The organism is Streptomyces sp. NPDC101151 (assembly GCF_044768335.1).
Classification (GTDB): Bacteria; Actinomycetota; Actinomycetes; order Streptomycetales; family Streptomycetaceae; genus Streptomyces.
The window spans coordinates 50,002-72,406 of the sequence record NZ_JBIWPP010000027.1 but is presented as its reverse complement, the minus strand read 5'-3'; the positions used below and the strand labels follow the sequence as shown (position 1 = coordinate 72,406).

The window sequence follows — 22,405 nt, the reverse complement described above, 5'->3', positions numbered from 1 at the left end:
GAGTGCGTCATGCCGTCCCCAGTCTCCGCGGACCGCTCACCCGCCCAGCCGCCCGGGCGCGGCTCGGTCGAGGCGTTGATATCGCAGGCGCGGCGACTCAAGGGCGACGTGGACGCCGTACGGCGGGACGCTCACAGCGACGGTTCGGACCCGGAGGAGCGCTGGCAGCGAGCCCTCTACGACCTCGCACTGCACCAACTCAACGACCTGGACGCCCACTTGGCGCAGCTGCGGGACGGTCCGCAGCCCACCGCCGCTCGGCAGTCCGCCGGCGCCCCGGCCGTCCGGCCGGCGGCGGCCGGCGCCCCACGCGGCTCGCTGCTCAGCCGCGTCGGCAGCGCGGAGTGGAATCTGCTCACGGACGAGGCGAACTGGTCCGGGGAGCTGTACCAGATCCTGGGCCTCGACCCGGCCGGCCCCGCCCTCACCCTGGACGAGCTGCCCTCCCTGATCATCGAGGAGGACCGCGCCAAGCTGACCACAATGGTGACGGACTGTCTCGTCGACGCCAAGCCGATCGACGGCGAGTTCCGCGTCGTACGGCCCGACGCCTCCGTGCGCACCGTGCACATGATGGGCGAGCCCGTACTCGGCGGCGACGGCAGCACCGCCTCGATGTGGGCCGTGCTGCGCGACGTCAGTGAACTGCGGCGCAGCCAGCGGACGGTGCGCCAGACCCGTGACTCGCTGCACCGCCACCAACGGCAGGCCCAGACCGAGCACCGGCTCGCGGTCGAGCTGCAGGAGGCAGTGCTCCCGCCCTGGCGCGGTTCCCTGCGGCTCCCGCACCGGGGACCGCAGACCCTCGATCTCGCCGCCCACTATCTGCCGGCCTCGACGAGCGCTCTCATCGGCGGTGACTGGTACGACGCGCTGGAGCTGTCCGACGGCACGAGTCTGCTCAGCGTCGGCGACCTCACCGGGCACGGCGTCGCCGTCACGTCCGGCATGGCGATGCTCCTCGGTGCCGTGCGCGGCATGGCCATGGCCGGCACCCGGCCCGGTAAGCTCCTGGCCCTGCTCAACCAGTTACTCGACGCCACCGTGCAACCGGCCCTCGGCAGCGCCGTCTGCTGTCACTACCAGCCCGAGACCCGCACCCTGGTGTGGGCGCAGGCAGGACACCCCGCCCCGCTGCTGTACCGCGACGGGACGGGGCGCATGCTGAACGCACCGGACGGCGTCCTGCTGGGCGCCACCACGGGCGCCACCTACGGGCAGGCCGAAGTGGCCCTGGAGCCCGGCGACCTCCTCCTGCTGCACACGGACGGGCTGGTGTCCGGACACAGCGGGACGACCGCAGTCGACCGGCTGCTCGCCCTCGCCCCACGCTTCGGCGCGGTGCGCACCGCGCAGGAGTGTGTGCGGACGGTCGTGGAGGAGTTCGGCGGAGCCGAACGCGAGGACGACGCCTGTGTGCTCGTCGCCAGGGTCACCGGTTGAGCCGGACCTTCCGAGCCGGCTGAACCGGCCTTCCGGGACCGACGTTCCAGGAACAGCAGAACGACTCGGAGCAGAACGACAACGACTCGCAACAGAACGACTCGGCGTGCGGGCCCCTATGCCCGTGCGCTGTGGTCGCTCCTGCCCTTGGGCTTCGGCAGGGCGAGCCGGATCTCCTCCCGCAGTTCGTGAATCTTCGGATAGCCGGAGTACTCGGCGGTGAGCCGGTACATCTCCCGCAGCCGGTCCCAGGTCCGACGGGAGGAGTTCGAGCCCATCGACATCAGGGCCAACCGGGCGTAGCGGTCGGCCTGTTCCGGGTCATCGGCGATGAAGCACGCCGACGCCATGGACAGATGGTCGAAGATCTTCGACCGCTCCCGTCCGTCGATGCGCAGGGCAAGGGCCTTCTCCGCGTAGTACTGGGCGTGCGCGGCCGCACCCGGGTCGAACTCGGCGAGCGTGCGGTAGGCGAGGGCCTGCATGCCGTACAGATCCTCGTCCTTGAAGGTCTGCATCCAGTCCGGCGGGTCCACATCCTGCCGGTCGGAGACGAAGAGGTCCTCCGCCTGACCGAGGGTGCGGCGCATCGCCTGGCCCTTGCCCATGGATGCCTGCGCCCAGGCCTCGATGGTGTGGAACATCGCCTTCGTACGCGGCTGCAGACGCTCTCCCGAACCGGACTGGGCGAGCTTCATCAGGTCCAGCGCGTCGTCGGGCCGGCCCAGGTGCACCATCTGACGGGCCGCCCGGGACAGGGCTTCCCCGGCGCGTGGCCGGTCACCGCCCTCGCGGGCGGCATGGGCGGCGATGACGAAGTACTTCTGCGCCGTGGGTTCCAGGCCGACGTCGTGCGACATCCAGCCCGCGAGGACGGCCAGGTTGGCGGCGACGCCCCACAGGCGCCGCTGGAGATGGGGTGGGTGGTGGTAGGCGAGCATGCCGCCCACCTCGTTGAGCTGGCCCACGACCGCCTTGCGCTGAAGCCCGCCGCCACGGGCCGCGTCCCAGGCGCGGAACACCTCGACGGACCGCTCCAGTTCCTCGATCTCCTGCGACCCGATGGGGGCGGCCTCATAGCGGTCGAACCCAGCGGGGTCGGCGTGCAGGGGGTCGTCGAGGACAGGAGCGTCGGACTTCAGGGTCGGGTCGGTGTGCAACCAGTCGTACATGGCGCTGCTGAGTGTGGATCCCGCGGCGAGCGCGGCACCCGCGCCCACCAAGCCGCGTCGGTTGAGCATGAGGTCCATTCCCGTGAATTCGGTGAGGACCGCGGCGGTCCGTTCGGGCGCCCACGGCACTCCGTCGGGATGTTCCGCATTCCCGTCGCCCTGCCGTTTTCCCGTACGCCCGTGCCGTACCAGACCGAGGTCCTCAATGGTCACGACACGGCCGAGACGCTCGGTGAACAGAGCCGCCAGCACCCGCGGCACGGGATCGCGCGGGATCTCTCCCGTGTCGATCCAACGCCGCACCCGCGAAGTGTCGGTCGAGAGCTGGGGGTGGCCCATGGCCGCCGCCTGCTTGTTGACCAGCCTCGCGAGCTCGCCCTTGGACCAGCCGGCCAGGCCGAACAGGTCCGCCAGGCGGGTGTTGGGTTGTCCGTTCACATCAAGCCCCCAGGTTCTCGGCTGAGTTGACAGTAGCCCCGTGGAGGTTGCCGGGCGACTATTCGCCACGGTTCGCCAGGGTGCGCCAGATGGTGTGCCACTGGTCATCGGGTGTCAGGTAGGAAAGCGCCACCCCGACCCGGTCGCCGCACTGTGCGACGGATGCACTCCCCAGGGTGCATCCGGGCGCCCGGGCCGGGTGGCGTATCCACTCGAAGCCACCACTTCGAGTGTGGACTTACAGGCAGGCACCGCAGGCACACGAAGGGATCTGTATCTCCCATGTACGCAGCATCGTCCTCCGTGTCCGCTCCGCCCCGGCCGCTGCGTCCCCGCCCGGCGGGCGGCGGACCGTATCTCGACCCGGCAGCGCGGCCGGGAGCCCCCGTGCTGGGCGCGGGGCGGCCGCGGCGCGTTCCGGGACAGCCCGGTTCCCAACCGCTCAGCGGGAGACTCGACTTGTCCGGCCCCCAGGGCGCGCAGTTGCGCACCGCGATCGCCTCGGTGCACCGGATCTGTCCGGAGTTCGCTCCGGTGCAGGTCCTGCGCCGCAGCGGACGCTCCGTTCTCCTGGTCGGGACGACCGGGCGCAGCACGGCCGTGGCCAAGTGTCTCCTTGACAACTCGCCGGCCTGGGCGGAGCGGATCCGCCACGAAATAGCCGCATACCGCTCGTTCGTCCGGCACCGGCCGCCTGTGCGGGTGCCGAGGCTGATCGCGGCGGATCCCGACAACTGCACCCTGGTGATCGAGCGCATGCCGGGCCGTGTGGCGGCGCTCCAGCGGCATCCGATGGAGGCCCCGCCCCGGCCGGACATCCGGGCCGCGCTCGGCGCGATCTGCCGGCTGAACGCCTGGCGGCCCCCGGCGGGCACGTTCGACGCCCCCCTGGACTACGCGGCCCGGATCGCCCGGTATCACGAGCTGGGCCTGCTGACCGACCGGGATCTTGGCGACCTGCAGAAGCTGCTGCACGGCATTGCGCACGCGGCGGGCCGCCAGGGGATGGGCCAGTTCTGCCACGGCGACGCCCTGCTCTCGAACATCCTGCTCTCACCGGCCGGTCCAGTGCTGGTGGACTGGGAGCACGCGGGCTGGTATCTGCCGGGGTACGACCTGGCCACGCTGTGGCTGGTTCTCGGGGACTCGCCGGTGGCCCGGCGCCAGATCAGTCAGATCGCCCAGTCGGCGGGCCAGGCTTCCCGGGACGCCTTCCTGGTGAACCTGATGCTCCTGCTGACCCGGGAGATCCGCACGTACGAGACGGCCGTGCAGCGTTCGATGCACGATACGGCCCCGGCGGCACCGGGCACGGCCCACCCGGGTGCTGCGCCGTCCGGCGAGGAACAGCGGCTGCTGCTCAGGCGGCTGCACGACGACTGCCAGATGGCCCGGCGGGCCGTCCGAGCGGCGGTCGGCACTCGCTGAAGGGGACGATGGCTCCGCGGTGCGCCCTGAGCGGCGGCGCACCGCGGACCTTCGTGTCTTCGGCTCCGGCGGGCCTTCGTGTCTTCGGCTCCGGTCGCGGGCGGTCACTGGTGTACTCCACTGACGCTCCGCAGGCCCGTGCACCGCCGCCGCGAAACTCGCCGACCCCTTCGTGACATGGGAAATCAGAGGCCTGAGGGCATCATTGACGGATCGTCGGCACAGCCGGTACCACTGACCCAGCTCGGCGCCGCCCGCTCCGCTCCGCCCGTCACAGGAGGCCGCATTGCGAGGATCCGCCACCGACCCCACGTCCACACTCGGCCACAGACACTTGAGGCGGACCGCCGGCACGTTCGCCTCCGCGGCCCTGATGCTGCCGCTGCTCGGCGCGGCCCCGGCGCAGAGCGCCACGGAGTCCTCCGCCGGCGGGCTGCAACACGCCTTCGCCACCGCGGCCGCCGAGTACCACGTGCCGCAGAGCGTCCTGCTGGCCGTCTCCTATCTCCAGTCCCGCTGGGACTCGCATGCCGGGGCGCCCAGCGTGACCGGCGGCTACGGCCCGATGCACCTCACCGACGCCCGTACCGCGCTCGCCGCCACCGAACATCTCGCAGAGGGCACCGAGGACTCCCGCGGCGACAGTGCCCGCGCGGGCCTGCACCCCGACATCAAGGTGCCGGAGAGCGCGGCGCTCCCGGCCCGTCTCAAGACGCTGCCCAAAGCGGCCGAGCTGAGCGGACTTCCGGCGGCCGAGCTGCGCACCGACCCGGCTGCCAACATCGCCGGCGGCGCCGCCCTGCTCGCCGCCGCCCAGAAGGAGCTGGGCGAGCCGGCGAGCGCCGACCCGGCCGACTGGTACGGCGCGGTGGCCCGCTTCTCCGGCGCGGACGACACGACGACCGCGGCGGCTTACGCGAACGACGTGTACAACGTGCTGCGCAGCGGTCAGGAGCGCACCACGGACGCGGGCCAGCTGGTCTCCCTCGCCGCCCAGCCGCACCTGGCCGCCGACACCGCCCAGCTGAAGCGGGCCGGTCTGCGCACGGTCCGGGCGGACGGCGCCGAATGTCCGCAGTCGGTGTCCTGCGAGTGGATCCCGGCGCCGTACGCCGAGTTCGGGGACAACGACTACGGCAATCACGACCTCGGCGACCGTCCGGTCTCGCAGCGGATCAAGTACATCGTCGTCCATGACACGGAGGGCGCCTGGGACGGGGTGCTGAATCTGGTCCAGGACCCGACCTATGTGTCCTGGAACTACACCATCCGCTCCACCGATGGTCTGATCGCCCAGCACGTCAAGGCGAAGGACGTGGCCTGGCATGCGGGCAACTGGGACATCAACGCCCGGTCCGTCGGCATCGAGCACGAGGGTTTCCTCGCCTCGCCGGACGCCTGGTACACGGAGGCGATGTACCGGTCCTCGGCGCGCCTGGTGAAGTACCTGTCCCGGAGGTACGGCATCCCGCTGGACCGGCAGCACATCCTGGGCCACGACACCGTGCCCGGCCCGACCACGTCCACCATCCCCGGTATGCACACGGACCCGGGCCCGTACTGGGACTGGCGGCACTACTTCCAGCTGCTGGGTCATGCCTTCAAGGGCACCGGCGGCAAGCACTCCTCGCTGGTGACCATCCTGCCGGACTACGCCTCCAACCGGCCCGTGTACACGGGCTGCACCACCAAGGGCGAGCCCTGCACGGCTCACGGCTCCAGCGAGGTGCGGCTGTACTCCGACCACGACGCGAACGCGCCGCTGATCAAGGACATCGGCCTGGGCACGGCACCGACCAACGGGGTGAACGACCTGTCCTCCCGGGTCTCCACCGGCCAGCAGTACGCGGTCGCCGACCGCTGGGGCGACTGGACGGCGATCTGGTACCTGGGGCAGAAGGCCTGGTTCGAGAACCCGCGCAGGCAGCCCACGGCAGTGCGGGCGTCCGGTCTCGTGGTCACCCCGAAGGACGGCCTGGCGAGCGTCCCGGTGTACGGCCGCGCGTACCCGGAGAAGGAGGCCTACCCGGCGGAGGTGCCCGCGCAGTCGGTGGTGCCACTGCCGTACACGATCCCGGCCGGGCAGCGGTACGTGGTCGGTGACGTGATGCCGGGCGAGTACTACTACGCGGTCACCTTCACCACCGACTCGCACCGGGTGGTGGTCGGCAAGGACCTGTACTACGAGATCCAGTACGGCCACCGGGTGGCGTTCGTGCGCGCCGCGGACGTCCGTCTGGAGGGGTCCGCCCGCTAGGCCCTGGCGGGAGGTCGTCAGCCCTGCTGGAAAAGCTCCGCCGGGAGTGGCTTCAGCAGGGCGTACAGGTCGTCCGTGATGGGGCGGTCCCAGGCGGCGATGGTCACCAGAATGCCGTCGCTGCGGTCGAACTGGACACAGGAGATCCGGCTCTCGGAGAGCTTCAGGCGGCGCACGATCAGCAGGTTGTCGCCCTGGAGGACCGGGGTGTCCTCGGTTCCGACGACGGTGACCTCCTCGTCGTTCTCCAGCGCCAGCAGCAGCTGGCCCACCTCGAAGGGCACCTCGTCCTCGGTGACGTCCCGGGCCGGGGAGCCCTCGGGAAGATTGCCGATGATCATGGCGGGGCCGCGGCCGCCGAACAGGTCGTAGCGCAGGAAGACGCCCTGGCAGGAGCCGTCGGGCGCGGGCAGCAGGCCCGCGCCGAGGTTGCCCGGCCAATCGCCGGGGTCCATGGCCAGCACGTCGAAGTCGGGTCCGGCAGGAGTGGCGCTGCGGCGGCGGAGGAACGACATGCGGCCATGGTACGTGCACGTGCGTGTTCGACGACGTGCGGACGCCCACTCGGCGGCGCCCGCGTCCCCCGGCCCGGCTACGCTGCGTGCCGGTTCAGGGGCGGGGCCGTCACTCCTCGGGCGGGGTCGGCGGTACGACCGCGACCGGGCTCGCCGCGTGCAGCAGGACCGCCTGGGTGACGGACCCCATCATGCGGGTGGGGGCGAGCAGCCGCCTCCGATGGCGGCCGACGACGACCAGCTCGGCGTCCCTGGAGGCGGCGACGAGGAGGCCGGCCGCGTCGCCGGGCAGGGCCTGGACGTCGGCGCCGACCTCGGGGTGCCGCTTGCGGTGCGGGGCGAGGAAGCCCTCGGCCAGGGAGCGGGTCTCGCTCTCGACGGCGCCCTCGTCGACCGGGGGCGGAAGCACCTGACCCGGGGCGGTCCAGGTCTGCACCGGCCACGGGTAGGCGGCGACCACCTGGACCCGGGCCTCGCGCAGGGCGGCCTCGGCGAAGGCGAGGCCGAGCGTGGCCTCGTCGGGGCTGTCGACGTGCAGGCCGACGACCACCCGGGGCCCGGGCTCGTCCGGTCCGTCCCCGTGCACCTCGCGGCCCGGCGGGGGTACGACGATCACCGGGCACTCGGCGTCGCGCGCCGCGGCCAGGCTGTTGGAGCCGAGCAGCAGGCTGGCGAAGCCGCCGCGGCCCCGTGAGCCGAGGACCAACAGCTGGGCGTCCGTGCCGATTTCGGTCAGCGCCGCACCCGGTACGCCCTCCAGGGCCACGTACTCCACGGCCGGCGTGTCCGCACGGTCCCGCAGCTGCACACGCACCTCGTCGAGCACCGGGTCGCCCTCCGCGTCGGGCGGCCCGGCGACCAGGACGTCGGCCTGCCCCCAGGCGGCGTACTGGCGTACGTGCACCACCCGCAGCGGTGCCGCGCGGCGACGGGCGGCGTCCAGGGCCCACTCCAGGCCACGCTGGCTGCCTTCGGAACCGTCGACCGCGGCGATGACCGGCGCACTGCTCATCTTTCCTCACCTCCGGAACACGACCTTCCCCGTGCCGGGGCCAGCCTCGCTCAGGCGTGGGCCCCGACAGGGCGCTGTTGATCGCGTGTCCGGAAATCCGCTCGCAACACCCCCGGATCGGCTCCCGAAGCCGCCTGGACATCGCGCGTGCCCCGGGAGAGGGCGCTCAGGTCAGGTCGAACTCGCCTTCCCGTGCACCGAGGACGAAGGCACCCCACTCCGCGGGGGTGAAGATCAGGGAAGGGCTTTCCGGGCGGCCGCTGTTGCGCATCGCGATGAACCCCTCCACAAAGGCGATCTCGACATCGCCCAGCCCTCGGCTGCTGGACTGCCATTCGGCACTGCTGAGGTCCAGCTCCGGCTTGTCCCAGCCCACGAGCGGCTGCTGCTGGATGGTGCTCTCGGCCACGTCCGTGCTCCTCCCGGTTCGTCGTCCGCGGTCAGCCTAGCGACCGCTTCCCACGGCGGACAGGCCGTGTCATGAGGACCTTTCAGGAGTCGGGGGGCTCGGAGCCCACCAACCACATGGAGAAGAACTGGGAGCCGCCCCCGTAGGCGTGTCCGAGCACCTTCCGGGCGTGGCCCAGCTGGTGTTCTCCGGCCTGGCCGCGCACCTGCAGTGCGGCCTCCGCGAAGCGGATCATGCCGGATGCGCCGATGGGGTTGGTGGACAGCACACCGCCCGACATGTTGACGGGCAGGTCCCCGTCCAGCTCGGTCACCCCGGACTCGGTGAGCTTCCAGCCCTCGCCCTCCTCGGCGAAGCCGAGGTTCTCCAGCCACATGGGTTCGTACCAGGAGAAGGGCACGTACATCTCGACGGCGTCGATGTCCCGGCGTGGGTCGGCGATACCCGCCTGCCGGTACACGTCGGCGGCGCAGTCCTTGCCGGCCTGCGGGGAGACGAAGTCCTTGCCCGCGAACAGCGTCGGTTCGCTGCGCATGGCGCCGCCGAGCATCCAGGCCGGCGGCCGGGGTGCCCGGGCGGCTCCGGCGCGGTCGGTGAGGACCATGGCGCAGGCGCCGTCGGAGGACGGGCAGGTCTCCGAGTAGCGGATCGGGTCCCACAGCATGGGCGAGGCCTGGACCTTCTCCAGGGTGATGTCGTGCTCGTGGAGGTGGGCGAAGGGGTTCTTCAGGGCGTTGCGCCGGTCCTTGTAGGCGACGAGGGAACCGACGGTGTCGGGGGCGCCGCTGCGCCGCATGTACGCGCGCACGTGCGGGGCGAAGAACCCGCCCGCACCGGCGAGCAGGGGCTGCTGGAAGGGGATGGGCAGGGACAGGCCCCACATGGCGTTGGACTCGGACTGCTTTTCGAAGGCGAGGGTGAGCACCGTGCCGTGGACGCGGGCCGCCACCAGGTTGGCAGCCACGAGGGCGGTGGATCCGCCGACCGAGCCGGCGGTGTGCACCCGTAGCATGGGCTTGCCGACCGCGCCGAGGGCGTCCGCGAGGTACAGCTCGGGCATCATCACGCCCTCGAAGAAGTCGGGCGCCTTGCCGATGACGACGGCGTCGATGTCGGCCCAGGTCAACTCGGCGTCCTGGAGGGCACGTCGAGCGGCCTCCCGGACGAGCCCGGCGATCGACACGTCCCGGCGGGCGGCCACGTGCTTGGTCTGGCCGATTCCTACGACGGCCACGGGCTCCTTGCTCATCGTGGATCCCCTTCGAGTACGGCGACCAGGTTCTGCTGCAGGCAGGGGCCGGAGGTGGCGTGGGCGAGGGCGCGGTCGGACTCGCCGCGGTGGATGCGGGCGGCGGCCTCGCCTATGCGGATGAGTCCGGCGGCCATGACCGGGTTGGCGGCGAGTGCGCCCCCGGAGGGGTTGACACGGACGCCGTCGCCGAGCCGGAGCGCCTTGCGGAGGACGACCTCCTGCGCGGTGAACGGCGCGTGCAGCTCGGCGGTGTCGACGGGCCGTTCGAAGGCACCTGCCTTCTCTGCGGCCAGCCGGGCGGAGGGCGAGTCGGTGAGGTCGCGCACGCCGAGGGAGTGGGCCTCGATGCGGTGGTCGAGGCCCCGGATCCAGGCGGGCCGCTCGCACAGCTCCCGGGCCCGCTCCCCCGCCGCGAGGATCACGGCGGCGGCGCCGTCGCCCACGGGCGGGCAGTCGCCGGTGCGCAGGGGGCGTACGACGTAGTCGCCCCGGGGCACCGGCCCCTTCTGCTGCGCATGGGGGTTGGCGGCGGCGTCGGCCCTGCTGCGGGCACCGACGGCGGCAAGGGCGGCCTCGTCGGTGTCCCCGGCGTCGATGAGGGCCTGCGCCTGGAGGGCGGCCAGGGCCACGGAGTCGGGCCAGAGGGGGGCCACGTAGTACGGGTCGAGCTGCCGGGTCAGTACGTCCCGTACCGAGCCGGGTGAGCATTTGCCGTAGGAGTAGACGAGCGCGGTGTCGGCGTCTCCCGTGAGCAGTTTGGTCCACGCCTCGTACAGCGCCCAGGCGCCGTCCATCTCGACGTGCGACTCGGAGATCGGCGGCCAGGCGCCGACGCCGTCGAGGGCGAGGGTGAAGGAGAAGGCGCGGCCCGCGAGGTAGTCGCTGGAGCCTGAGCAGGTGAAGCCGATGTCGGGGGTCTTCAGCCCGGTCTGTGCCAGGACCTGGTGCAGTACCGGCATGAGCATCTCGACCTCGGAGGACTCCTGGGTGGAGCGCCGATGATCGGTCTGGGCGAAGGCGACGACCGCGATCTCCCTTGTCACAGCAGCTCCTTGTAGGTGTCGTAGTCGGCGTCGGGTTCGCCGGCCGGCCGGTAGTGATCGGGGTAGCGCGCGCCTTGGGTCCACACCGGCTCGACCCGGAGGCCCATGCGCACCTCGTCGTAGGGGATGCCGCCGATCCGGGCGTGCAGGGCGAGGTCCGCGCCGTCGAGGGCGATGTGCGCGTAGACGTACGGCACTTCGATGTCGAGGTTCTTGGCCTTGATGTTGACGATGCAGTAGGTGGTCACTGTGCCCCGGGGGCCCACTTCGACGTGTTCCGACGTGGCCACGCCACATGTGGGGCACGCACCCCGGGGCGGGACGTACACCTTGCGGCAGGAGGGGCAGCGCTCGCCGACGGTGCGCTGTTCGGAGAGGGCGTCTATGTAGTCGGACTGGGCGCGGCCGGGCGAGTAGGTGTAGTCGAGCCGGGCGGGGGCGACGATCCCGGTGAGCGGGTCCTCGAACTCGCCCGTGTGGCCGCCCGGTTGTTCCGGTTCGCCGTCGTAGGGCTCGAAGCAGGCGATGTCGGTGATGGCGCCGGTGCGTTCTCCGGCCCACCGGATCCGCACCCGCATGCCGGTGCGGACGGCGTCCGGGCCGGGGGCGTCCAGGGCGTGCAGCAGGCCGGTGTCGGCGCCGTCGAGCCGGACCAGGACCCAGGCGAAGGGGGTGGCGAGGGGCTGGCCGCGGCGGGGCTCGTGGTTCCAGGCCCAGGTGGTGACCGTGCCCGTGGGAGCGACCTCGACGAGGTCGCGGATCTCCTCGGAGGTGACGGGGTCGTACTCCACGGGCGGGACGAGGGTGCGGCCGTCGGCGGCCTTCACCCCGAGGACCAGGCGCTCGCGCAGTCCGGTGAGGAAGGCGCTCTGGACGGGGCCGAGGGACCGGGTGAAGGGGAACTCGACCACGAGAGGGGCTTTGAGGACTTCGGGCATCGGGGGCTCCTCGGGTCAGGCGCGCTTGTAGACGGGGGGCCGCTTCTCCGCGAAGGCGCGGGCGCCCTCCTTGGCGTCGGCGGTGTCGAAGACCGGCCAGCCACAGGTGAGTTCGGCGGCGAGTCCGTCGGTCTCGGTCATCTCGGCTGTCTCGTACACCGATGCCTTGACGGCCTCGACCGCGAGCGGCCCGCAGGCGTTGATCAACTCGGCGATCTCCAGCGCCCTGGCGAGCGCGGTGCCGTCGGGGACGACGTGTCCGATCAGCCCGATGCCGGCGGCCTCCGCCGCGCTGTACGGCCGTCCGGTGAGCAGCATCTCCAGGGCGTGGGTGCGCGGGATCTGGCGCTGCAGCCGGACGGTCGAGCCGCCGATCGGGAACAGGCCGCGCCTGACCTCGAACAGGCCGAAGGTCGCGGACTCGCCCGCGACCCGGATGTCGGTGCCCTGGAGGATCTCGGTGCCGCCGGCCACGCAGTGCCCCTCGACGGCGGCGATCACCGGTTTGCGGGGGCGGTGATGGCGCAGCATGGCCTTCCAGTGCAGGTCGGGGTCGGCCTTGAGCCGGTCGCGGTAGTGCTGGCCGGCCATGCCGCCGCCGGCCAGCGCCTTGAGGTCCATCCCGGCGCAGAAGGCGCCCCCGGCCCCGGTGAGCACGATCGAGCGGATCTCGTCGTCCTCGTCGGCCTCGATCCAGCCGTCGTGGAGGCCGACGAGCATCGGCAGCGAGAGCGCGTTCTTGGCGTCGGGCCTGTTGAGCGTGAGCACCAGTGTGGCGCCTTCGCGCTGCACGGTGAGGTGTTCGGTCCCACCCATTTGCCCATCTCCCCTCGGTAAGAACGAGAACAGGTTGCAGTAGGCGGGGAGGCACTTCAAGGGTTTTCTGACAGGCAGTCAGATTTATTCGCGCGGACCCTTCACAGTTGCCGCGCCCTTTGCTCTGATGACCGGCGAACCGGCGGATGCCAGGTAGGACTGCCCGGGGTCAGGAGGAGCGGTGGAGTACAACCTTGCCGATCTGTTCGAGTCGGTCGTCGACGTGGTCCCGGACCGCGAGGCGCTCGTGTACCTCGACCATCCCGGCACCGGCGCGGAACGCCGCCTGACGTACGCGGAGCTGGACGCGGCCGCCAACCGCGTGGCCCATCATCTGATCGCCGGCGGGATACGCCCCGGGGAGCATCTGGGCCTGCACCTGTACAACGGCGTCGAGTACCTGCAGACGGTCCTGGCCTGCATGAAGGCTCGGATCGTCCCGGTCAACGTCAACTACCGCTATGTCGAGGAGGAACTGGTCTACCTCTACCGGGACGCGGATCTGGTCGCGCTGGTCTTCGACGCGGAGTTCGGCGACCGGGTGGCGGCGGCACTGCCGCGCACGCCCGAGCTGCGGCATCTGCTGCGGGTGGGCGGTCCGGCCGAGGTGCCCGGCGCCGTCCCGTTCGCCGAGGCGGAGGCGTCCGGATCGCCCGAGCGGGGCTTTCCCGTCAGGTCGGGCGACGACCAGTTCATCATCTACACCGGCGGCACGACCGGCATGCCCAAGGGGGTGATGTGGCGCCAGGAGGACCTGTTCTTCGCCGGCCTGGGCGGCGGGGCGCCGACGGGTGAGCCGGTGAAGACGCCCGAGGAGCTGGCCGAGCGGGTCGCGGCGGGCGGGTCGGGGATCACCTTCTTCCCCACTCCCCCACTGATGCACGGCACATCCACCCTCACCGCGTTCATCGGCTTCAACTTCGGCCAACGGGTGGTTCTCCACCGCAAGTTCGTGCCGGAGGAGGTGCTGCGGACCGTAGCGAAGGAGAAGGTCACCAGCATGTCGCTGGTCGGGGACGCGATGCTCCGGCCGCTGATCGACGCGCTCGGCGGGCCGATGAAGGGTACGGACTGCTCGGCACTGTTCAGCGTCTCCTCGTCGGGCGCGATCATGTCGGAGACCGTGCGCCGGCAGTTCCGGGAGCTGGTGCCGGGCGCCCTGCTGCTGAACAACTTCGGCTCCTCCGAGTCCGGTTTCAACGGTACGGCGACGGAGGACTCGGGGCCCGAGCGGGGATTTCGCATCCGGGTCAACTCCCGTACCCAGGTGGTGGATCCGGCGACGTACGAGCTGATCGGCGCGGGTGACATCGGCCGGGTCGCGCAGTGCGGCCATGTGCCGCTCGGCTACTACAACGACCCGCGCAAGACCGCCGAGACGTTCTTCGAGAAGGGCGGACAGCGCTGGGTGCTGCTCGGGGACATGGCGACGGTGGACGAGGAGGGCGTCGTCACCGTCCTCGGCCGGGGCTCGCAGTGCATCAACACCGGGGGCGAGAAGGTGTACCCGGAGGAGGTCGAGCAGGCGCTCAAGGCGCATCCGGACGTGTACGACGCGCTGGTCGCCGGGGTGCCGGACGCCACCTGGGGCAACCATGTGGCGGCCGTGGTGCAACTGCGCGAGGGGGCCCCGCAGCCCTCGCTGACCGACATCCAGGACCATTGCCGCACCCGGCTGGCGGGATACAAGGTGCCGCGGCAGCTGGTGATCGCGGACTCCATCCAGCGGTCCCCGAGCGGCAAGGCGGACTACCGGTGGGCGCGGGAGGTGGCGGTGGCGGCGGACCGGTAGGGGCGAGGGGGTGTCCCCTCGCCGTCGCGCGGCCCCGGCCGCGTACGCTGTGCGCCACGGTTGAACGGACGGTGACGGCCGGCCGTACGGGTGATGACGGCGCCGCCTCCTGCGCGCGGCCCGTCGCCACCAGCACCGGGCCACGCACGGAAGGACCTTCGGGTGTCGCACCTCATGCCTCGTCAACTGCCGGACCCCGCGACGGAGTCGGACACCGACGACGCGGGGAGCGGCGAGGCCGCCGGGCGGGACTCCCCGCAGAGTCCCCGCTCCGGCCGGTTCGGCGGGCTCCGGCGCCACCCGCGCCTCGCGCGGGGCGTGACCGTGGGGACGACCGTCCTCGCCGCCGCCCTGGTGCTGGGCGCGCTGCTGCTGCCGAACCAGCTCGACCGGCTCACCCTCACCGCGTTTCTGCGCATCCCCGCCGAGGGGATCCTGCTGGCCGGCCTGCTGCTGGTGCTGCCGCCCCGGGCCAGGCGCATCACGGCGGTGGCCACGGGCCTGCTGCTCGGGCTGCTGACCATCCTCAAATGCATCGACATGGGCTTCTACTCGGTGCTGGTCCGGCCGTTCGATCTGGTGCTGGACTGGGTCCTGCTGGACGACGCTGCGGACTTCCTGCGGGAGTCGTTCGGCCGGACCGGCGAACTGCTCGCCGTCACCGCCGTCCTGCTGCTGGCGGTCGCGGTCCTGCTGTTCACCACACTCGCCGTGGTCCGGCTGACCGGCCTGATGGTCCGGCACCGCGAGGTGGCCGCCCGGAGCACCCTGGTGCTGGGCACCGCCTGGATCACCTGCGTCACCCTCGGTCTGCAGATCGGTGACGCGCCGATCGCGTCCAAGATCGATGCCGAACTCGTGGACAACCGGGTCCAGCAGATCCGCGCGGGCCTTCAGGACGCCCAGGTCTTCCGCGAGGAGGCCGCCGTGGACGCCTTCGCCGGCACACCGCGCGATCAGTTGCTGACCGGCCTGCGCGGCAAGGACGTCCTGTTCACCTTCATCGAGAGCTACGGCCGTACGGCGATCGAGGACCCGGCGATGGCGCCGCGGATCGGCACGGTGCTCGACGAGGGCACCGCATCGCTGAAGGCGGCCGGTTTCGAGGCGCGCAGCGGCTGGCTCCGGTCCCCGGTGACGGGCGCGGGCAGCTGGTTGTGCCACTCGACCTTCCTGTCCGGACTGTGGATCAAGAACCAGCAGCGGTACCGGAACCTCACCTCCAGCGACCGGATGACCCTCACCCGGTACTTCCGCGAGACCGGCGCCTGGCGCACGGTCGGCATCGTGCCGGGCGTGCGGCGGGCCTGGCCGGAGGGCAAGTTCTTCGCCCTGGACCACATCTACGACTCCGAGCACCTCGGATACCACGGTCCGTACTTCAGCTGGACGCCCGTGCCGGACCAGTTCAGCCTGGAGGCCTTCAACCGGCTGGAGTTCGGCAAGAAGGACCGGGACCCGCTGATGGCGGAGATCATCCTCGCCTCCAGCCACAACCCCTGGGCGCCCGTCGCCCACATGATCGACTGGAAGGAGCTCGGCGACGGCTCCGTCTTCCATCGCATCAAGAAGGAGGGCAAGGACCCCAAGGAAGTCTGGAAGAACCCGGACAGCGTGCGCACCGAGTACCGGAACGCCATCGAGTACTCGCTGCACAGCCTCATCGGGTTCCTGCAGCGCTACGGCGACGAGAACACGGTCATGGTCTTCCTCGGCGACCACCAGCCGGTGCCGACCGTCACCGCGGGCAGCCCCCGCAAGGACGTGCCCGTCACCATCGTCGCCCGCGACCCCAAGGTGCTGGACCGGGTGTCCGGCTGGGGCTGGACCGAGGGCCTCAAGCCGGCGGCGGACGCGCCGATCTGGGCGATGAACAAGTTCCGCGACCGCTTCATGCGGGCGTACGGCCCACAGGCGGGCTGACCGCGCCGTCCCCAGTGGCGCCCTTGTCCCCGTCGAGGAAGGCGAGGGTGCGCCGGACGAAGTGCTCCGAGTCGTCCAGCCAGGGGTAGTGGCCGGCGCCGGGCTGGACGGCGAACTCGGCGCGGGGGAAGGCCTCGGCGGTGCGGCGGGCGAGGTAGGGGCGGGGGCCGCCGTCGCATCCGCCCGCGTACACCAGGACCGGGGCGGTCAGGGCGGCGAGCGCGGTCCGGGTGGCGTCCGGGGTGAAGGCGCCGTCGGCGAAGTACCGGTCGCCCGCCTCGTCGTTGGACTGCTCCTCGGTGGCCGCGTCATGGGCGCGGGCGGCCTCGTCCCAGCGGCCGTAGTAGAAGGGCATGAAGACCTCGTCGAATTCGGCCTCGCCCGCCAGCCACGCCTCGAACGGGGGGAACGCCTCCGCGAACCAGGGCTCGTCCGCGCGCAGCCGGGCCGCGGCCAGCCGGTCCTCGGGTGTCGCCCGCATGCCGAGGGCCGAGGGATTGGGGGTGATCAGCACGAGCCGCCGAATCCGCTGCGGGTAGCGGGCCGCGTAGAGAATGGCGAGGCTGGCGGCCGCGGAGTGCGCGAGCAGATCCATGTGCTCCAGACCCATGTGGGCCCGCCACACCTCCACGTCGTCCACCAACCGGTCACAGCGGTACGTGGCCGGGTCGGCCGGTACCGCGGAGTCCCCGGTGCCCCGCAGATCGAGCAGGGCCAGGCGGCGGTGAGCGGTGAGCCCGCCCAGGTCGCCGAGGTAGGCGGAGGCGCGCATGGGCCCGCCGGGCAGGACCGCGAGGGTCTCGCCCGCACCGCGGAGGTGGTAGGCGAGCCGGGTTCCGTCGGCTGTGGTGAACGTCGGCATGCGAATGATCATCCGGGTCCGTCCCGTCGTGATGCAACACCGTTGCGGTCAGGGCGGGAGAAGCGCGCTCACAGAGCGAAGGGCCGGTGTGCCTGCAGTTCCTCGACGATCCGCTCCGGCGCTGCGTCCGCCAGATGGGCGGGCGGGTGGAAGAGCAGGTCGGAGGCGCGGGGATGGGCGACGTTGGCTTTCAGCACGAGCAGGTAGTGGTCGGTGTCGGGATCCGCGTGCATGATCCGGCGGACGATCTCGGCCAGTTCGTCGCGGGTGACGTCGAGCACGCGAGGCCGCGCCGGCCGGGCGGCCTCGAGGGCGAAGTCGTGCAGATCGCGCGCCGCGCTCCAGTACAGGAAGTCCGACGGTTCGTAGGCGTGCCCGGTCGCCGCGTTGAAGGCGTCGACCGCCCGGCGCCCGGCCTCCCGGTCCTCCCGCAGCAGGCTCTCGATCCGCTCGATCTCCTCGCCCGACTCCGCGAGCCGCGCGGCCGGCACAGCCGGGGGCAGCAGTTCCCGTCGTAGCTCCACCCGGCCATTCTGGGCGACGTCCCGCCGGAAAATCCGACCGGACCCCTTGTCTGGAGCCGGATGGCCTGAATTACTGGCCCCGAACAGATCGACCGAATGATCGGTCGTCCGGAATGTGCGGCAGACGAGGGAGAAGGTCCCGATGGCGGATGCGACGGACCTGCTGGACGCGGGCGAGAAGCTCGGGCCCGAGGAACTGCGTGGGCTCCAGCTGGAACGGCTCCGTGCCTCGCTGCGGCACGCCTACAACCACGTGCCCTTCTACCGGGAGTCCTTCGACAAGGCAGGGGTCCGCCCGGAGGACTGCCGTTCGCTCGCCGACCTCGCGCACTTCCCGTTCACCACCAAGACCGACCTCCGGGAGCACTACCCGTACGGCATGTTCGCCGTGCCCCGTGAACGCATTCGCCGCCTCCATGCCTCCAGCGGCACCACGGGACTGCCCACGGTGGTCGGCTACACGGAGAACGACCTCTCCATGTGGGCCGACATGGTGGCGCGGTCGATCCGGGCGGCGGGCGGGCGGCCCGGTGACACCCTGCATGTGGCTTACGGCTATGGGCTGTTCACCGGAGGCCTCGGCGCCCACTACGGTGCCGAGCGCCTGGGCTGTACGGTCGTCCCCGCGTCCGGCGGCATGACGTCCCGCCAGGTCCAGCTGATCCGGGACCTCGAACCCGGCGTCATCATGGTCACCCCGTCGTACATGCTGACGCTGCTGGACGAGTTCGAGCGCCAGGGCGTGGATCCGCGCGGCACCTCGCTGCGGGTGGGCGTCTTCGGCGCCGAGCCCTGGACCGAGCAGATGCGGCGCGAGATCGAGGAGCGGTTCGCGATCGATGCCGTCGACATCTACGGGCTGTCCGAGGTGATCGGCCCGGGGGTGGCCCAGGAGTGCGTCGAGACCAAGGACGGTCTCCATGTGTGGGAGGACCACTTCTATCCGGAGGTCGTCGACCCGATCACGGGTGAGGTGCTGCCGGAGGGCGAGCGGGGCGAGCTGGTGTTCACCTCGCTCACCAAGGAGGCCATGCCGATCGTCCGGTACCGGACCCGGGACCTGACCCGGCTGCTGCCCGGGACGGCGCGGGTGTTCCGGCGGATGGAGAAGGTCACCGGGCGCAGCGACGACATGGTGATCCTGCGCGGGGTCAACCTGTTCCCGACCCAGGTCGAGGAGATCGTGCTGCGCACTCCGGGTGTGGCGCCGCACTTCCAGCTGCGGCTCTCCCGCGAGGGCCGCCTCGACGCGCTCACTGTACGTGCCGAGGCCCGCCCCGGCGCCACGCCCGAGGTACGGGAGGCGGCGGCCCTGTCCATCGCCGCGGCCGTGAAGCACGGCATCGGCGTGTCCGTGGACGTGGAGATCGTGGAGCCGGAGTCACTGGAGCGGTCCGTGGGCAAGATCCGCCGGATCGTGGACCTGCGACCGCGCTGACGCGGGCGACCGCTCCGGCGCTCACCCGTATGGCACCGGCCCGGCCGGTATGGCCCCCTCGGCGGCTTCTGCGGCCTCGGGCGCCGTCCGGTCCCGGGTCGGGTGCCGGACCGAGGCGATCGCCGCCGTCAGCGCCACCGAGCCCGTCACCCGGGCCGACCCCTGCTGCTGCTCCAGGGCCACCTAGGGACACCTGCGGAAACCACGCGAAACTTGACGCACCCCCGTGGCAGGGCACGACCTGGGCCCCGCTTGCATCGACGTACTTCGAAATGTCGACGGCAACCTATACTCCGGATGCATGACGGACACCGCCCTCTCCCCGGATCCGGACGTGGTCGGCGCCTTGCGGGCGCTGTCCAACCCGATGCGGCTGCAGATACTGCAGTGGCTGCGCGAGCCCGAGCGGCACTTCCCGATGGAGACGGCGATCGCCGATCCGGCCGAGGTGGGTGTGTGCGTGAGTCACATACAGGCGAAGGCGGGGCTGGCCCAGTCCACCGTGTCCGCGTACATGGCCGAACTCCAGCGCGCCGGACTGGTGCGCGCGACCCGCGTGGGCAAGTGGACCCACTACAAGCGGGACGAGCGGCGCATCGCCGGCCTCGTCGCGGAACTGGGCCAGACACTCTAGCCACTCGCGCCCCGGCCGGCCCGGGTCATCCCTTGTCCTTCATATCGATATTCTGCGATATTTCGATCGACCGATGTGATGTGTGGTGTGGTGATCCAATCCATGAGGGAGCGCACGATGACCGGCGGGAAGCGTCTGGGGCTCGGCACGTTCGGGATCTACACCTTCGACTTCGAGCACCAACCGGCCGCCATGATCCGGGACGCGGCCCAGGAACTGGAGGAGCTGGGCTGGCGGGCACTGTGGATCCCCGAACTGCTGGGGCGGGACGCGTTCAGCCACGCCGGCTATCTGCTCGCCTCCACCGAGCGGCTGAGTGTCGTCAACGGCATCGCCCGGATCTGGTCACGCGAGGCGCGATGGACGTACGGCGCCGCGGTGCTGCTCGCCGACGCCTATCCGGAACGGCATGTCCTCGGTCTCGGCTTCGGCGGTCAGCCGCGCCCGGGGGTCAAGCCGCTCGCCGCCATGTCCGCGTACCTGGACGAGCTGGACACGCTGGAGACCCCCAACCCCCGCCCCCGGGGCGCGATTCGGCGCCTGCTGGCCGCGTACGGCCCGCGGATGCTGGAGCTGGCCCGCGAGCGCGCCGACGGGGCCCAGACCTACCACGTGAACGTGGCCCACACCGCACAGGCGCGAGAGATCCTCGGCCCGGAGGCCTTCCTGGCCGTCGAGCACCCGGTGCTCTTCGAGACCGACCCCGGCCGGGCCCGGGCACTCGCGCGCGAGCACCTGCACGGCTACCTCGAGACCCCCTACAACCTGGCGAAGTTCCGCAGGCTCGGCTACACGGACGACGAGATCACCGGCGGCGGCAGCGACCGGCTGGTGGACGACCTGGTGTTCTGGGGCGACCCGGACACCGTGGTACGGAAGCTGCGGGGCCACGCCGAGGCAGGCGCCGACCACGTGGCGGTGCAGGTGATCGGCGTCGAGCGGGGCGGCTCGGCGCTCCCGCAGTGGCGGCTGCTCGCCGACGCCCTGCGGGAGCGCCGGGGCCGGGGCTAGCCGCTGAACCGGTCCCGCAGTTCCCGCTTCAGGATCTTTCCGCTGGCGTTGCGCGGCAGTTCGTCCACGAACAGCACCCGCTTGGGGGCCTTGAAGGAGGTGAGTTTCTCCCGCACATGCGCGACGAGCTGCTCCTCCGTCACCTCACCGCGTGGCACGACGACCGCCGTGACGGCCTCGATCCACCGCTCGTCGGGCAGACCGATCACGGCTGCCTCGGCGACGGCCTCGTGGGTGTAGAGGGCGTCCTCGACCTGGCGGGAAGCCACCAGCACACCGCCGGAGTTGATGACGTCCTTCACCCGGTCCACGATCGTGAAGTAGCCGTCCGCATCGCGCACGGCGAGGTCCCCGGAGTGGAACCAGCCGTCACGGAAGGCCTCGGTGGTCTCCTCGGGCTTGTTCCAGTAGCCCTCGCACAACTGCGGTGAGCGGTAGACGATTTCACCGGGCGTGCCGGCGGGCACGTCCTCGCCCTTGTCGTCCACCACCCGTGCGTCCACGAACAGTACCGTCCGGCCGCAGGAGTCCAGCCGGCCCTCGTGCTCCTCGGGCCCCAGCACGGTGGCCAGGGGGCCGATCTCGCTCTGCCCGAAGCAGTTGAAGAAGGCCAGCCCGGGCAGGCGTTCACGCAGCCGCTGGAGCACCGGCACGGGCATGACCGACGCGCCGTAGTAGGCCTTGCGCAGGCCGCCGAGGTCCCGGGTGGTGAAGTCGGGCCGGCCGGCCAGGCCGATCCATACGGTGGGCGGGGCGAACAGGCTGTCCACGTGGCCCGCTTCGATCAGGTCGAAGAGGCGGTCGCCGTCGGGCGCGTCCAGGATGATGTTGGTGGCGCCGACCGCGAGGTACGGCAGCAGGAACACATGCATCTGGGCCGAGTGATAGAGCGGCAGGGCGTGCACGGGTCGGTCGCCGGCGCTCAGGTCGAGGGCGGTGATCGCGCTCAGGTACTCGTGCACCAGCGCCCGATGGGTCATCATCGCCCCCTTCGGCAGGGCGGTGGTGCCGGAGGTGTACAGCAGCTGGACCAGGTCCTCGGTGCGCGGTTCGGGCCCCTCGTACGACGCCGCCTCCGCCTGCCGTGCGAGGAAGGAGTCGCCGGCGTCCCGCAGGGGCAGCACCCGTACGCCTTCAGGCAGTCGGCCGGCGAGGTCCGGGTCGGCCAGTACCAGCGTGCTGCCCGACTGGCCGAGGATGTAGGCCAGGTCGTCGCCGGTCAGGTTCTGGTTGACCGGCACATGGACCAGGCCCGCGCGGGCGCAGGCGAGGAAGGCGATCAGGTAGGCGTCGGAGTTGTGCCCGTAGGTGCCCACCCGGTCTCCCGGGGCGAGCCCCTCGGTGAGGAGGAGGCCCGCCGCACGGGAGACGGCGGCGTCGAGTTCCTCGTACGTCCAGGTGCGTTCGCCGTACTCCAGCGCGACGCGCGCCGGGGTGCGCCGGGCGCTGCGCCGCAGCACCCCGTCGACCGTGCTGCCGTGTCCCTGCGTCATGACAG

The 22,405-nt window shown here is 71.4% G+C and carries 20 protein-coding genes; 8 read left to right on the top strand and 12 right to left on the bottom strand.

Annotated elements, in window-relative coordinates:
- Positions 1 to 9: 9 nt before the first annotated feature.
- Positions 10 to 1,443: a PP2C family protein-serine/threonine phosphatase gene (locus ACIRU3_RS34960; protein WP_404065173.1), complete on the top strand. Its 1,434-nt coding sequence runs from the start codon at positions 10 to 12 to the stop codon at positions 1,441 to 1,443.
- Between the two features lie 116 nt (positions 1,444 to 1,559).
- Here the strand turns inward: ACIRU3_RS34960 and ACIRU3_RS34955 are convergent, their stop codons facing one another.
- A complete protein-coding gene (locus ACIRU3_RS34955) occupies positions 1,560 to 3,053 on the bottom strand; it encodes a hypothetical protein (protein ID WP_404065170.1) in 1,494 nt (497 codons plus the stop codon).
- Positions 3,054 to 3,335: 282 nt separating this feature from the next.
- Between ACIRU3_RS34955 and ACIRU3_RS34950 the strand changes: the two genes are divergently transcribed.
- Positions 3,336 to 4,481, top strand: a complete 1,146-nt coding sequence (locus tag ACIRU3_RS34950; RefSeq protein ID WP_404065168.1) for an aminoglycoside phosphotransferase family protein — start codon at positions 3,336 to 3,338, stop codon at positions 4,479 to 4,481.
- Between the two features lie 286 nt (positions 4,482 to 4,767).
- Positions 4,768 to 6,738 (top strand): N-acetylmuramoyl-L-alanine amidase, encoded by a 1,971-nt coding sequence (locus tag ACIRU3_RS34945; protein ID WP_404065165.1) that lies wholly within the window; start codon positions 4,768 to 4,770, stop codon positions 6,736 to 6,738.
- Positions 6,739 to 6,755: 17 nt separating this feature from the next.
- Here the strand turns inward: ACIRU3_RS34945 and ACIRU3_RS34940 are convergent, their stop codons facing one another.
- From ACIRU3_RS34940 to ACIRU3_RS34910, 7 genes are all read right to left on the bottom strand, one after another.
- Complete coding sequence (locus ACIRU3_RS34940) at positions 6,756 to 7,253, bottom strand: hypothetical protein (RefSeq protein ID WP_404065162.1); 498 nt, start codon at positions 7,251 to 7,253, stop codon at positions 6,756 to 6,758.
- A gap of 109 nt (positions 7,254 to 7,362) precedes the next feature.
- Positions 7,363 to 8,265 (bottom strand): universal stress protein, encoded by a 903-nt coding sequence (locus ACIRU3_RS34935; RefSeq protein WP_404065160.1) that lies wholly within the window; start codon positions 8,263 to 8,265, stop codon positions 7,363 to 7,365.
- A gap of 166 nt (positions 8,266 to 8,431) precedes the next feature.
- On the bottom strand, positions 8,432 to 8,674 hold the full coding sequence (locus ACIRU3_RS34930) for a DUF397 domain-containing protein (RefSeq protein WP_404065157.1): 243 nt from the start codon (positions 8,672 to 8,674) through the stop codon (positions 8,432 to 8,434).
- An 82-nt stretch (positions 8,675 to 8,756) separates the two neighbouring features.
- Complete coding sequence (locus tag ACIRU3_RS34925) at positions 8,757 to 9,923, bottom strand: thiolase domain-containing protein (RefSeq protein ID WP_404065155.1); 1,167 nt, start codon at positions 9,921 to 9,923, stop codon at positions 8,757 to 8,759.
- Positions 9,920 to 10,969 carry a thiolase domain-containing protein gene (locus ACIRU3_RS34920; protein WP_404065152.1) on the bottom strand — a complete coding sequence of 350 codons (1,050 nt, stop codon included), beginning with the start codon at positions 10,967 to 10,969 and terminating at the stop codon, positions 9,920 to 9,922. The genes ACIRU3_RS34925 and ACIRU3_RS34920 overlap by 4 nt, the downstream gene beginning before the upstream one ends.
- Complete coding sequence (locus ACIRU3_RS34915; protein WP_404065149.1) at positions 10,966 to 11,907, bottom strand: Zn-ribbon domain-containing OB-fold protein; 942 nt, start codon at positions 11,905 to 11,907, stop codon at positions 10,966 to 10,968. The genes ACIRU3_RS34920 and ACIRU3_RS34915 overlap by 4 nt, the downstream gene beginning before the upstream one ends.
- 15 nt (positions 11,908 to 11,922) lie before the next feature.
- Positions 11,923 to 12,723 (bottom strand): crotonase/enoyl-CoA hydratase family protein, encoded by an 801-nt coding sequence (locus tag ACIRU3_RS34910; RefSeq protein WP_404065146.1) that lies wholly within the window; start codon positions 12,721 to 12,723, stop codon positions 11,923 to 11,925.
- A gap of 181 nt (positions 12,724 to 12,904) precedes the next feature.
- Between ACIRU3_RS34910 and ACIRU3_RS34905 the strand changes: the two genes are divergently transcribed.
- Entirely contained in the window at positions 12,905 to 14,515 is a 1,611-nt protein-coding gene (locus ACIRU3_RS34905) for an acyl-CoA synthetase (protein WP_404065144.1), read from the top strand.
- Positions 14,516 to 14,689: 174 nt separating this feature from the next.
- Positions 14,690 to 16,438, top strand: coding sequence for a sulfatase (locus ACIRU3_RS34900; protein ID WP_404065142.1), 1,749 nt, complete (start codon positions 14,690 to 14,692; stop codon positions 16,436 to 16,438).
- Here the strand turns inward: ACIRU3_RS34900 and ACIRU3_RS34895 are convergent.
- Positions 16,407 to 17,300 (bottom strand): alpha/beta fold hydrolase, encoded by an 894-nt coding sequence (locus ACIRU3_RS34895; RefSeq protein WP_404065140.1) that lies wholly within the window; start codon positions 17,298 to 17,300, stop codon positions 16,407 to 16,409. The genes ACIRU3_RS34900 and ACIRU3_RS34895 overlap by 32 nt on opposite strands.
- Before the next feature lie 68 nt (positions 17,301 to 17,368).
- Positions 17,369 to 17,824 (bottom strand): bacteriocin immunity protein, encoded by a 456-nt coding sequence (locus tag ACIRU3_RS34890; RefSeq protein ID WP_404065138.1) that lies wholly within the window; start codon positions 17,822 to 17,824, stop codon positions 17,369 to 17,371.
- A 142-nt stretch (positions 17,825 to 17,966) separates the two neighbouring features.
- Between ACIRU3_RS34890 and paaK the strand changes: the two genes are divergently transcribed.
- The gene (paaK, locus tag ACIRU3_RS34885; protein WP_404065135.1) at positions 17,967 to 19,262 is read left to right on the top strand and encodes a phenylacetate--CoA ligase PaaK; all 1,296 of its coding nucleotides are present in this window, start codon (positions 17,967 to 17,969) and stop codon (positions 19,260 to 19,262) included.
- A 21-nt stretch (positions 19,263 to 19,283) separates the two neighbouring features.
- On the opposite strand, the gene ACIRU3_RS34880 is transcribed toward paaK, so the two are convergent.
- The gene (locus ACIRU3_RS34880; protein WP_404065131.1) at positions 19,284 to 19,445 is read right to left on the bottom strand and encodes a hypothetical protein; all 162 of its coding nucleotides are present in this window, start codon (positions 19,443 to 19,445) and stop codon (positions 19,284 to 19,286) included.
- Positions 19,446 to 19,563: 118 nt separating this feature from the next.
- Between ACIRU3_RS34880 and ACIRU3_RS34875 the strand changes: the two genes are divergently transcribed.
- A complete protein-coding gene (locus tag ACIRU3_RS34875) occupies positions 19,564 to 19,896 on the top strand; it encodes an ArsR/SmtB family transcription factor (RefSeq protein ID WP_404065128.1) in 333 nt (110 codons plus the stop codon).
- A 117-nt stretch (positions 19,897 to 20,013) separates the two neighbouring features.
- Positions 20,014 to 20,907 (top strand): TIGR03620 family F420-dependent LLM class oxidoreductase, encoded by an 894-nt coding sequence (locus ACIRU3_RS34870; RefSeq protein WP_404065125.1) that lies wholly within the window; start codon positions 20,014 to 20,016, stop codon positions 20,905 to 20,907.
- On the opposite strand, the gene ACIRU3_RS34865 is transcribed toward ACIRU3_RS34870, so the two are convergent.
- A complete protein-coding gene (locus ACIRU3_RS34865) occupies positions 20,904 to 22,400 on the bottom strand; it encodes an acyl-CoA synthetase (RefSeq protein ID WP_404065123.1) in 1,497 nt (498 codons plus the stop codon). The two genes, ACIRU3_RS34870 and ACIRU3_RS34865, sit on opposite strands and share 4 nt — an antisense overlap.
- Between the last annotated feature and the right edge of the window lie 5 nt (positions 22,401 to 22,405).

Excerpts from the sequence above, each read along its gene's own strand:
- ACIRU3_RS34960 (WP_404065173.1), top strand. The coding sequence starts at position 10 with ATGCCGTCCCCAGTCTCCGCGGACCGCTCACCCGCCCAGCCGCCCGGG.
- ACIRU3_RS34950 (WP_404065168.1), top strand. The coding sequence starts at position 3,336 with ATGTACGCAGCATCGTCCTCCGTGTCCGCTCCGCCCCGGCCGCTGCGT.
- ACIRU3_RS34940 (WP_404065162.1), bottom strand. The coding sequence starts at position 7,253 with ATGTCGTTCCTCCGCCGCCGCAGCGCCACTCCTGCCGGACCCGACTTC.
- ACIRU3_RS34935 (WP_404065160.1), bottom strand. The coding sequence starts at position 8,265 with ATGAGCAGTGCGCCGGTCATCGCCGCGGTCGACGGTTCCGAAGGCAGC.
- ACIRU3_RS34925 (WP_404065155.1), bottom strand. The coding sequence starts at position 9,923 with ATGAGCAAGGAGCCCGTGGCCGTCGTAGGAATCGGCCAGACCAAGCAC.
- ACIRU3_RS34915 (WP_404065149.1), bottom strand. The coding sequence starts at position 11,907 with ATGCCCGAAGTCCTCAAAGCCCCTCTCGTGGTCGAGTTCCCCTTCACC.
- ACIRU3_RS34910 (WP_404065146.1), bottom strand. The coding sequence starts at position 12,723 with ATGGGTGGGACCGAACACCTCACCGTGCAGCGCGAAGGCGCCACACTG.
- ACIRU3_RS34900 (WP_404065142.1), top strand. The coding sequence starts at position 14,690 with ATGCCTCGTCAACTGCCGGACCCCGCGACGGAGTCGGACACCGACGAC.
- ACIRU3_RS34895 (WP_404065140.1), bottom strand. The coding sequence starts at position 17,300 with ATGCCGACGTTCACCACAGCCGACGGAACCCGGCTCGCCTACCACCTC.
- paaK (WP_404065135.1), top strand. The coding sequence starts at position 17,967 with ATGGCGGATGCGACGGACCTGCTGGACGCGGGCGAGAAGCTCGGGCCC.
- ACIRU3_RS34875 (WP_404065128.1), top strand. The coding sequence starts at position 19,564 with ATGACGGACACCGCCCTCTCCCCGGATCCGGACGTGGTCGGCGCCTTG.
- ACIRU3_RS34870 (WP_404065125.1), top strand. The coding sequence starts at position 20,014 with ATGACCGGCGGGAAGCGTCTGGGGCTCGGCACGTTCGGGATCTACACC.
- ACIRU3_RS34865 (WP_404065123.1), bottom strand. The coding sequence starts at position 22,400 with ATGACGCAGGGACACGGCAGCACGGTCGACGGGGTGCTGCGGCGCAGC.